Origin of the sequence: Microbacterium sp., assembly GCF_049661145.1 — a bacterium.
Taxonomy (GTDB): domain Bacteria; phylum Actinomycetota; class Actinomycetes; order Actinomycetales; family Microbacteriaceae; genus Microbacterium.
The window spans coordinates 1-9,942 of record NZ_JBASZT010000127.1 but is presented as its reverse complement, the minus strand read 5'-3'; the positions used below and the strand labels follow the sequence as shown (position 1 = coordinate 9,942).

11 protein-coding genes are annotated in these 9,942 nt (G+C 68.3%); 6 read left to right on the top strand and 5 right to left on the bottom strand.

Translation table 11 applies throughout. From position 1 onward, the window contains the following. Nucleotides 1-286 precede the first annotated feature (286 nt). Nucleotides 287-1,525, top strand: coding sequence for an IS110 family transposase (locus tag WBP48_RS05670; RefSeq protein ID WP_424437368.1), 1,239 nt, complete (start codon nt 287-289; stop codon nt 1,523-1,525). A gap of 19 nt (nt 1,526-1,544) precedes the next feature. Here WBP48_RS05670 and WBP48_RS05665 read toward each other — a convergent pair whose 3' ends face one another. From WBP48_RS05665 to WBP48_RS05645, 5 genes are all read right to left on the bottom strand, one after another. After that, nucleotides 1,545-2,138 carry a short chain dehydrogenase gene (locus WBP48_RS05665; RefSeq protein WP_424437365.1) on the bottom strand — a complete coding sequence of 198 codons (594 nt, stop codon included), beginning with the start codon at nt 2,136-2,138 and terminating at the stop codon, nt 1,545-1,547. A gap of 85 nt (nt 2,139-2,223) precedes the next feature. Continuing rightward, the gene (locus WBP48_RS05660) at nt 2,224-2,532 is read right to left on the bottom strand and encodes an NADPH-dependent FMN reductase (protein WP_424437362.1); all 309 of its coding nucleotides are present in this window, start codon (nt 2,530-2,532) and stop codon (nt 2,224-2,226) included. A 389-nt stretch (nt 2,533-2,921) separates the two neighbouring features. Beyond that, nucleotides 2,922-3,161, bottom strand: a complete 240-nt coding sequence (locus WBP48_RS05655; RefSeq protein WP_424437359.1) for a hypothetical protein — start codon at nt 3,159-3,161, stop codon at nt 2,922-2,924. Then, entirely contained in the window at nt 3,073-3,732 is a 660-nt protein-coding gene (locus WBP48_RS05650; RefSeq protein ID WP_424437356.1) for an N-acetyltransferase family protein, read from the bottom strand. Before WBP48_RS05650 ends, WBP48_RS05655 begins: the two co-directional genes overlap by 89 nt. Nucleotides 3,733-3,867: 135 nt before the next feature. Continuing rightward, the gene (locus tag WBP48_RS05645) at nt 3,868-4,857 is read right to left on the bottom strand and encodes a PLP-dependent cysteine synthase family protein (protein WP_424437353.1); all 990 of its coding nucleotides are present in this window, start codon (nt 4,855-4,857) and stop codon (nt 3,868-3,870) included. A 271-nt stretch (nt 4,858-5,128) separates the two neighbouring features. On the opposite strand from WBP48_RS05645, the gene WBP48_RS05640 reads away from it, so the two are divergent. From WBP48_RS05640 to WBP48_RS05620, 5 genes are all read left to right on the top strand, one after another. Beyond that, nucleotides 5,129-6,346, top strand: a complete 1,218-nt coding sequence (locus WBP48_RS05640) for an ABC transporter substrate-binding protein (protein ID WP_424437350.1) — start codon at nt 5,129-5,131, stop codon at nt 6,344-6,346. An 8-nt stretch (nt 6,347-6,354) separates the two neighbouring features. Then, nucleotides 6,355-7,455: an ABC transporter permease gene (locus WBP48_RS05635; protein WP_424437347.1), complete on the top strand. Its 1,101-nt coding sequence runs from the start codon at nt 6,355-6,357 to the stop codon at nt 7,453-7,455. Then, nucleotides 7,449-8,348 (top strand): ABC transporter ATP-binding protein, encoded by a 900-nt coding sequence (locus WBP48_RS05630; protein ID WP_424437344.1) that lies wholly within the window; start codon nt 7,449-7,451, stop codon nt 8,346-8,348. The genes WBP48_RS05635 and WBP48_RS05630 overlap by 7 nt, the downstream gene beginning before the upstream one ends. Next, entirely contained in the window at nt 8,345-9,124 is a 780-nt protein-coding gene (locus WBP48_RS05625; protein ID WP_424437341.1) for a YcnI family protein, read from the top strand. The genes WBP48_RS05630 and WBP48_RS05625 overlap by 4 nt, the downstream gene beginning before the upstream one ends. An 8-nt stretch (nt 9,125-9,132) precedes the next feature. Continuing rightward, nucleotides 9,133-9,942, top strand: an 810-nt coding sequence (locus WBP48_RS05620; protein ID WP_424437338.1) for a copper resistance CopC family protein, incomplete at its 3' end; no start/stop codon positions are given.

Here is a 9,942-nt window from a genome sequence, read left to right as displayed (position 1 = left end):
ATCAGTGACTCGTGGCCGCTGGCGCGGCCCGTCGTGGGGGTGGGAAAGCATGGGGTGGTTGCTTCTCTTGTCTTGTGGCGTTGGTTGGCGGGATGCTGGGGGTGCTGGTCGTGGGGTGATGTCGGTCGCTGCTTGGTGCGTTGGAGTTCGTGAGTCAGTGTGACAGGGAGGGCGCCGTGGGAACCGTGGATTGCTGCCTTCGAGCGCGAGCGTTAGATTCCTGATTTTGTCCTTGCCCTCTCCCGTGGCCGGTGTCGATGTCATTGAGGGGATGGAGCGTAGAGGGATGGATGTGGTGCATGAGCGGGCTGCGGGGATGGATGTCTCCAAGCGGGATGCGAAGGTCGCGATCCGGGTTCCCGGGAAGCGGGCGGGCACGTTCACCACGACGGTGACGACGTGGGGCGCGAGGGTGGGGCAGATCACCGAGCTTTCGGAGCATCTGCGGGAGGCCGGGGTGACGGTGGTGGTGATGGAGGCGACCGGGGATTACTGGAAGCCGTTCTACTATCTGATGGAAGATGCCGGGCTTCCGGTGATGCTCGTGAACGCGAAGCAGGCCAGGAACATCCCAGGGCGTAAGACTGATGTGTCGGATGCGGCGTGGTTGGCGCAGTTGGGTGCGCACGGGCTGCTGCGGGCGGCGTTCGTGCCCCCGGAGCCGGTGCGGGAGCTGCGGGATCTGACGCGGGCGCGTTCTCACGCGGTGCAGGAGCAGTCCCGGGCGAAGCAACGGTTGGAGAAGTTCCTCGAGTCCACCGGCATCAAGCTGTCCGGCATTGTCACCGACCTGCTCGGGGTCTCCGCACGGTTGATGCTGGACGCGCTCGTGGCCGGGGAACGGAACCCGGAAGTGCTTGCCTCGTTCGCGAAAGGCTCGCTGTCGAAGAAAACCGTCGAGCTGGCCGAGGCGTTGCGCGCGTTCCGGTTCGGCGATCACCACGCGTTCATGATCGGTGAGTACCTCGCCGCGATCGACCAGTCTCAGCACCGGATCGACCGCTTGGACGCGCGGATCGAGGAGGCGATGGCCCCGTTTCGGTCCGTCCGGGACGCGTTGACGACGATCCCGGGAGTGTCGCAGAAGGTCGCGGACGTGATCATCGCCGAGACCGGGGCCGACATGACCGTGTTCGAAACCGCCGGGCACCTGGCCTCCTGGGCTGGCGTCTGCCCTGGGCATAACGAGTCCGCTGGGCGGGTGAAATCCGCCCACACCCGCCCCGGTAACCCATACCTGAAAGGCGCGCTCGGCGTCGCGGCGATGGCCGCGATCCGCTCCAAGACATCCCACCTCGCGCCCCGGTATCGCAACATCGCCGCCCGGCGCGGAAAACTGAAAGCCCTTGTCGCGACCGAACGAGCGATCCTCACCGGCGTCTGGCACATGCTCACCACCGGCACCGCCTGGGAAGACCACGGCCCCGACCACTACACCCGCGACCCCGAACACACCAAAACCCGCGCCCTCCGACAACTCCACGCCCTCGGATACAACGTGGAACTCACCCCCCTCGCCGCATAAACCTCACGAGACTTTCGCGTTAGTCGACGGCGAACGTGACGCCCGTCTCAACACCCCGCACGGAGCGGACGAAGGCCGCTCCGACCGCCCGCGACGTCACCGGGATGAACCCCGGGAACGCGTCGTGGTAGGCCGGCGCGTCTTCGAGAACGCTGGGGCTGACGACATTGATGCGGATGCCGCGCGGCAACTCTCGGGCCGCGGCGAGCACGAACGACTCCAACGCCCCGTTCGCCATCGCGGCTGCAGAACCCGTCGCGATCGCGACTCGGGACAGGATGCCACTCGTGAGGGTGAACGATCCGCCATCCCGCATATGGGGCTCACCGATGCGCACGAGGTCGAGTTGACTGAGGACCTTGCCCCGAAAGGCCGAGAGGTAGTCTTCGCGACTGAGCTGATCCAGGGGGAGAAACGGCACACTGCCGATCGCCGACACGATCGCGTCGAACGGGCCGAGCACCTCGAAGAGCCGCTCGATGCTCGACGGATCAGTCACATCGACCGAAGGTTCGGTTGACCTGCTCACGGCAACGATGTCGTTGCCTTCGGCGAGCGCGGCAACGGCAACCCGCCCGACGTGCCCGCTCGCACCGACGACGAGTACTCTCATGCGGCGTAACTCTACGCCTTCGGGAAGAAGACCCCGGCGGACAGGTAGCGCTCCCCGGTGTCGAGGAGCAGCTGCGAGGCGCGACTTACGCCGCGCGCGGAAGCAAGGACTCCAGGCTCGCGAGCTGTCCGTCGAGCCACTCCTTGACGATACGAGTGCGGTCGTCGGTCTCGGCGGCGGGAAAGGCGATTCCCCGGGTGGGCACACTGGCGCCGAGCTCCACGAGAAGTGGCCTCAGCGTGTGCTCGACGGCGAGAGCGTGGGCGGGCGATCCGATCGTCAGAATCGGGATCGCGGTGACGCCACCCAACCCTCCGGAGTCATACCGGTCGAGGAACGCTTTGAGCAGACCGGTGTATGCGGCTTTGTAGGTGGGGCTCGCGACGACCAGCACGTCGGCGGCAGCGGCCTCCTCGGCGACCGCGTCGACCTCGGGCTCAGCTTTTCAGTGGCGCCGCGCCGTGGGGCGAGAGAGAGTCTGCCTCGGGGATGCGAGACTCTCGCATCAGGGAAGACGAAGACGCGGTCGGCGTATGAAGCAAGGTCGATCGTGGGCAGGAGCGTTGCCCCCGTCAGCTCCGCGAGCTGGACGGCCACCTCCTCGGCGACGAGGGCAGTACGAGACGAGTGATGGGGGTTTCCGACGAGAACGGCTATAGCGGTCATGCTTCGATGAGAACAGGCCCACCGATCGTCGGCAACTGCCGGCGACGCTGCAATACGATCCATTGCGTCGCATGACAGACCGCGCCGCCGCACCCGAGCACGCGGATGGGCGCCGATCTACGGCGCCGCGGATCGGTCGGGGTCGAGGTCGATCCCGTACGCGAGCGAGACATGCCCGTCGTCGAAGACGCGCACGCGGTCGGTGAGCAGGCGCCCGACCCCACGTCGGCGAGCCCCGGGATGCACCCCGAGCAGGCGAAAGTCGAGTTCACCGGTGCGGCCGATCGGGGTGATCTGCTCCCCAGGCCGCCCGGTCGTGACGGTGCCGAGCAGTCGTCCGTCGACGCGATCGACCACGACCCAAGTCTCGTGCTCCTCGGCCCTCGCTCGCCCGGAGGTCGTAGCGGAACACCGCGAGGTGCCCGCCGCGTGACGCGGGGAGCGTCTCACGCTCGGGCACGCGCTGGAACCCGAGGCGGTGGTAGAGGCGCTGCGACGCGTGGTTGCCGGGGCCGGTGTCGAGCACGAGGGCTGGCGCGTCCCACACGCGGGCACGCTCGATCGCCTCACTCATGAGCGCCCAGCCCGCACCGAATCGCCGCGCGCGAGGCAGAACGGCGAGCAAGCGCAGTTCGGCTTCGCCGCCCCTCGCCTGACGAGACAACCTGCTGCCCGGACGCAGCAGACTCGCCGTCCCCAGGAGCTCTCCCGTCGCAGCATCAGCGGCCACCAGCAGATCGCCCTCGGCAGCTCTCGCGGAGGCATCCCGCAGGAGCGCCTCGCGCGCGGGATCGGGACGGGCGGCGTCGCTATGACCCAAGCCGCGATAGGTGAGCTCGCCCACCGCGGCATGCTCGTCGGGTGTGGCTGTACGCACGACGGCGCCGTACGAAGACACGGGGATGGGCGTGACAAGGGCATCCGTCATTTCGGCGCGCCGCCTCCTCTTTCTCGGCCCTCGACCGGTGATGGCCAACTCTAGAAAGACGGCACCTCGGCACGTCCGCCGACCGACGCGATTCGTCACGCCACCGTAGCCGAAGCGGCGCACTGACGCTTCGGACTACGCCTTCGGAAAGAAGACCCCCGCCGAAAGGTAGCGCTCACCGGTGTCGGGGAGAATCGCCACGATCGTTGCGTCGGCCAGTTCGGGGCGCTCGGCAAGCCGGGTGGCCACCCACACCGTCGCCCCGGCGGAAGGCCCGACGAACAGCCCGTCCTCGCGCAGCAGCGCGCGGGCGGTCGCGTACGCGTCAGCGGCCTCGACCTGCAGCACCTCGTCGGCGATCGACGTGTCATAGTTCGGAGGCAGACGTTCCTCTTCGATGTCGAGCACCTTGTGCACTCCGTCGATCTCGTCGGGGTACTCGTCTTCTTCGGTGGGGACCGACGCGTCGCCTGGCTCGGCGATCACGACCCGTAGCCCCGGCTTCTTCTCCTTCAGAAAGCGGCCAGCCCCCGAGACGGTGCCACCCGTACCCACGCCAGCGACGAGCACGTCGATCTCGCCGTCGGTGTCGCGCCAGATCTCCGGCCCCGTGGTCTCGTAGTGCGTGCGCGGATTGGCCGGATTGCCCAGCTGGTTGGCGATGAAGGCACCCTCGTTCTCGGCCTCGGCCTGCGCGAAGAGCTTCTCGAGCGCGTCAGGGTCGAGAAAGAAACTGTTCGGAATGGTCACCAACTCGGCACCGAGGGCCTCGAGGATGCGGCGCTTATCGGGCGAAGTGTTGTCACCGAGATAGAACTTCGTCCGATAGCCGCGACTGGCGGCGATCGCCGCGAGGGCGATGCCGGTGTTTCCGCTCGTGATGTCGACGATGAGGTCGCCGCGCTGCAGCAGGCCCTGCTCCTCCGCGTCGCGGATGATGCCCCAGGCGATGCGGTCCTTGACGCTGCCGACGGGGTTGGTGAACTCTGCCTTGCCGAGAATGCGGGCGCTCAGGCCGCGCGCGGCGGCATAGTTGCCCAACGCGATGAGGGGAGTCGACCCGATCGTGTCGGTCAGGTCACGCGCGATGGCGCGCGGTGCGATGGTGTCGGCGCTGATAGTCATGGCGTGCTGCCTCTCCTTCACGAGGTCCTTGGGCCTCACGAGGTCACTCGGTGGATGCCGGGCCTGGTCTGGGCGTCAGAGTACGTAGTGGCAAGGCGTTCGGCATCCATCGCAGTCATACGCCGACATATGCGCGGATGTGACGCCACGTGACGTTGTGTGTGCCCGCATTGCGTCGCCGGTGGGGACCCCGTCGGGGCGTTCCTAGCCTGAGTCCGTACGCGCCCCCCGCGCCAACCCGTCATCACAGCCCCCACTCGAGGAGACCGCCATGTCCGACACCCCGCGCGAGCCCGAGACCCCCGCCGCCGACACGAACCCGGCCATCACGCCACCGACCGACCAGACCACCACGACGACGGCGAACACACTACCCACGCTGCCCAGCGGCGCTCAGATCGCCGAACCGACCGCCGACCCCGACTCCTCGAAGGGTGTGTCGCGGCGCGCGCTGCTCACCGGCGTCGGAGTCGGTGCTGCCGTGCTCGCCGCAGGGGGCTTCGGCACCTGGTGGTTCCTGCAGAGCCAGAACCGCGCCAACGTCACGGCGAACGGCCTGACCGTCACCAAGTCGTGGGCCGACCGCGAGTTGTTGCTCACGTCGCCGAGCGGGGTCTGTGAAGCACCGCTGGTCATCGCCTATGAGAACGGCCTCTTCGAGAAGGCCGGCCTCAACGTCGTGCTCAAGAAGACCGGTGACGGTGAGAACGTCGTCGAGGCCGTGGGCTCAGGTAAGTACATCGCTTCGAACGGGATCTTCTTCAACTACTTGGGCCCGATCTACAACGGCACACCCGTGAAGCTGTCGGGCGGACTGCACTACGGCTGTCTCGATCTGTACACCCTCACCGACGGCCCGGTGAAGAAGGTCTCCGACCTGAAGGGCAAGAAGATCGGCGTCAGCAACCTGCAGGGTTCGGCGACGAACTTCTTCTCGCTCGATCTGCTGGATGTCGGAATCAACTCGAGCCCCGAGGCCGGCGAGGTCGAATGGGTCGTCATCGAGCAGCCGCTACTGCCCGAGGCGCTCAAGACGAACAAGGTGGATGCCATCGCCACCGGCGGTGGCTATCTGCCCATCATCGAGGGCGTCACAGAGGGTTGGGCGACCGTGCTGTCGAACAACAACGGCCTGAGCGCCAACTCCGACCAGCCGTGCTGCGCCGTCGTGCTGAACAACACCTTCGTCAGCGAAGACCCTGTCACCGCGGCCAAGCTCGTCGAGCTGTGGGCGGACGGCTCGCGGTGGGCGGGAGCGCACTATCAGGAGACCGCCGATCTGCTGTCGGAGAAGGAGTACGTCGCCGGCACACCCAAGGAGATCATTCCGATCCTCGAGACGCTCACGTTCGACCCTTCACCGAAGAACCTCAAGAGCGTATTGCAGCCCGGCATCGAGAAGTACATCAAGACCGGATTCCTGCCCAAGGACACCGACGCGGCGGCCCTCGCCGACCAGGCTTTCGTCGACCTGGGCCTGAACTTCTAAGACCGGTCATGACAGACACTCTCACCGCACGCGCGGCCGCCGCCGCTGCGCCGGGCACGCCTGCGGGTCCGACACCGGATGCCGCCCGCATCCACGCCGCCCTGGAGAAGGTCATCCATCCGGTACGGATCGACCCGCTCGTGCTGACCCTCGGCATCCTGTCGTGGATCGCCGTCGCCGCCGTCTCGGCGTTCGTCCCCAACCATCCGCAGCTGCCACTGCGTGACGTGCAGTACATAGAGCGCGCCAACGCCGCGTCGATCGTCATCGCGCTGCTGATCGCGGTCGGCTGGGCGGTGTTGTGGGCGGTCTCGCGCACCCGCGGGCGGATCGGCGCATGGGCTTACGCGCGCGCCGCACACGGCGCCGCGTGGCTGCTCGGTTCGGGTGTGTTCTTCCTGTTCTGGATCTTCAGCACGTCGAAGACGCTGCTGTTCTCGCCGCCGTACCTCATCGCCCCGCAGGAGATCCTGGAGCGACTGTGGGACTCGCGGGACTTGCTCTGGCGCAGCCTCGTGAGCTCACTCGGACTGCTCGCGACCGGCTTCGTCGTGGGGCTCGTCGCGGGACTTGCGACCGGCATCGTCATCGGCTGGTATCAGTGGGCGAACTACTGGGTGCACCCGATCCTGATCTTCATCGGTCCGGTTCCCGCCCTCGCGTGGGTGCCGATCGTGTTCGTGCTCTCGCCCAGTTCGTTCGCCGGGGCGGTGTTCATGATCGCCCTCAGCGTCTGGTTCCCGATCACCGTGCTCACCCGCGCCGGCATCCTCAGCGCCCCGCGCTCCTACTTCGACGTGGCGCAGACCCTCGGGGCGAAGAGCTGGTTCCTGGTGTTCCGGGTGAGCCTGCCCGCCGCGCTGCCCAGCATCTTCACGGGGGCCTTCATGGCATTGGGGTCGTCGTTCGCGACGCTCGTGGTGGCCGAGAACTTCGGCGTCAACTCGGGTCTCGGGTACTTCCTGAACTGGAAGAAGGGCTTCGGTGATTTCCCGGGTCTGTACGCGGGCATCATCGTGCTCGTCGTGGTCTGTGGCCTGGCGCTGACCCTGCTGTTCCGCATCCGCAACCACGTGCTCCGCTGGGAGAAGGAGCTCACCCGATGGTGACCGCGACCGCCGCCACTGCTACACCGATCGGCACCACCACCGGCGCCGCGATCGATGTGATCGGGGCCACACAAGCGTTCCGCAGCGGAGACAACGACCTGCTCGTGCTCGACGACGTGTCGATCTCGGCGCGACCCGGTGAGTTCGTCGCGCTCGTTGGCCCGAGCGGCAGCGGCAAGTCGACGCTGCTGCGCCTGCTCGCCGGGCTCGACCGCCCGCTCTTCGGGGACGTGTACGTAGGAGGGCGCCCCGTCACGGGCCCCGATCCCGACCGCGCCCTGGTGTTCCAGGACCCCACGCTGCTGCCATGGCGCACCGTCCGACAGAACGTGGCTCTGGGACCGCAGGCCCGCGGCATCCTGAAGCAATCCGCGGGGCGCATCGACGCGGCACTCGAGCTCGTCGGACTGACCGAGTTCGCCGATGCGTGGCCGTCGCAGCTTTCGGGCGGCATGGCGCAGCGGACGGCGCTCGCGCGAGCGCTCGTGGGCGACCCGTCCGTGCTGCTGCTGGACGAGCCGCTGGGAAAGCTCGACGCCCTCACGCGGCGCATCCTGCAGGGCGAGTTGCTGTCGCTGTGGGAGCAGCGCCGGTTCACCGCCGTGCTCGTCACACACGACGTGTCGGAGGCGCTCACTCTCGCCGACCGGATCGTCGTCTTCTCGCCGCGCCCCGCACGCGTGCGGGAGGTCGTCGAGGTGGTTCTCCCCCGTCCGCTTTTCAAGGGCGCTGCCGCGCCGCTGGGGCGAGAAAACCTGTCCGGAGAGGCGAGACTTTCGGGTCCGCGCGACCAGTCCTCCCCGGCGTTCCTCGGGTTGCGGGATCATATCCTCGCGCTGCTGGACGCCGACCTGGAGGCAGCCGCGAGCGCGCCGGATCAGGCGGTCTCATGAGGCCCGACGGCGGCGCGACGTCTCACCCGCCACGACGCCGACCGCAGCGACCGTTCCGCCGTAACGCCGCCCGGCTCGCGGCGGGTGTCGCTGCCGCCTTGGCCCTGCTGCTCACCATCGCGCCGGCCGCGCACGCCCACGTCTCCGTCGGAGCTCCGTCCGCCACGGCCGGCGGCTACACCGTGCTGACGTTCCGCGTGCCGACCGAATCGGACACCGCACGCACGGTCGGCGTGGACGTGCACCTCCCCGCCGATACCCCCCTGCTCTCGGTCCGGGTCAAGCCCGTCGACGGCTGGGACGCGCGCCTCGTCGAGACCGAGCTGCCCGAACCCGTCGAAGCCCCGCACGGCGGCACCGTCACACACGCCGTCACCGAGATCGTGTGGACGGCCACGGGCGAGGGCCTGGGTCCGGAGGAGTTCGGCGAGTTCGAGGCATCGGTCGGGCCGCTGCCCGACGTGGAGGTGCTCTTCTTCCCGACCGTGCAGACCTACTCCGACGGCACGGAGGTCAGCTGGGTGGAGCAGGCCGACGAAGGCGTCGAGGCAGAACATCCGGCGCCCCGGCTGGAGATATCGCCGGCATCCGGTGACGAGCACGGACACGCGGAAGCCTCTGCGCAGCCGACGGCCCAGGCCGCCGCGACGTCGGATCCGTCGGGTGACACCGCAGCCGACTGGACGACCGGGCTCGCCGTTGCGGCACTCGTCGCGTCACTGGTCGCGCTGGGGCTCGCGGTGAACGGCCTGGCAAGGTCGCGATCGCGGCCGTGAGCGGCCGGATGCCGAGAAGGCTCGCGAAACGTCTCGCATCCGCCTTCGCAGTGATCGTCGTCAGCATCCTGCTCGTCGCGATACCTGCCGAGTCGGCGAGCGCGCACGCCTCCGTCGTCGCCACGACGCCGGAACACGGCGCGGAGCTCGACGCGGCACCCACGGCGGTGACGGTGACCTTCTCGGAGCCGGTGACCCTCAGCAGTCTGCTCCAGTCGGCATCGGTGCTGGATGCCGATGGCGCGCACGTGGAGGCCGGCCCCGCGACCCTGGACGATGCGCGGCTCGTGCTGACGATCCCGCTCCCGGCCGACCTGCCCGTCGGTGCCTACATCGCGAGCTGGCGCGTCGTCTCGTCCGACACTCATCCCGTCGGCGGTTCGATCCAGTTCGGTGTCGGCGTCCCGGCATCCACCATCTCCCCGCCAGCACCGCCGGTTCCGAGTGCGACGCTGGCACTGGGTGTCGGCGTCGCGAAGGGTGTGCTCTATCTCGGGCTCGTGCTGGCGTTCGGGCTGCTGCCGCCGGCGCTGCTACTGGGCGCCGGTCCGCGCGAGCGCCGCACGCTCGTGCGCTGGTCACGCGTCGGCGTCGGGGTGGCCGCCGTCGCGTCGCTCGCACAGCTCGTCCTGCAGTTCTTGTGGATCCGCTCTGCGGGCGACGGCGGTGAGTGGCAGCCGGAGGCCGTCACGTTCATGCAGTCGCCATTCGCGCTCGCCGTGGCGGTGCGCGTAGTTGTTCTGGCCGCGGCGACGGTGGTGCTGAGTGTCGCGGGTGCGGCGCGCGCACCGCGCGGCCGGGTCGCGACGCTCGTTCTG

Coding starts and splice junctions, on each gene's coding strand:
- WBP48_RS05645 (WP_424437353.1), bottom strand. CDS start 4,857: ATGACTATCAGCGCCGACACCATCGCACCGCGCGCCATCGCGCGTGAC.
- WBP48_RS05670 (WP_424437368.1), top strand. CDS start 287: ATGGATGTGGTGCATGAGCGGGCTGCGGGGATGGATGTCTCCAAGCGG.
- WBP48_RS05640 (WP_424437350.1), top strand. CDS start 5,129: ATGTCCGACACCCCGCGCGAGCCCGAGACCCCCGCCGCCGACACGAAC.
- WBP48_RS05650 (WP_424437356.1), bottom strand. CDS start 3,732: ATGACGGATGCCCTTGTCACGCCCATCCCCGTGTCTTCGTACGGCGCC.
- WBP48_RS05635 (WP_424437347.1), top strand. CDS start 6,355: ATGACAGACACTCTCACCGCACGCGCGGCCGCCGCCGCTGCGCCGGGC.
- WBP48_RS05625 (WP_424437341.1), top strand. CDS start 8,345: ATGAGGCCCGACGGCGGCGCGACGTCTCACCCGCCACGACGCCGACCG.
- WBP48_RS05630 (WP_424437344.1), top strand. CDS start 7,449: ATGGTGACCGCGACCGCCGCCACTGCTACACCGATCGGCACCACCACC.
- WBP48_RS05665 (WP_424437365.1), bottom strand. CDS start 2,138: ATGAGAGTACTCGTCGTCGGTGCGAGCGGGCACGTCGGGCGGGTTGCC.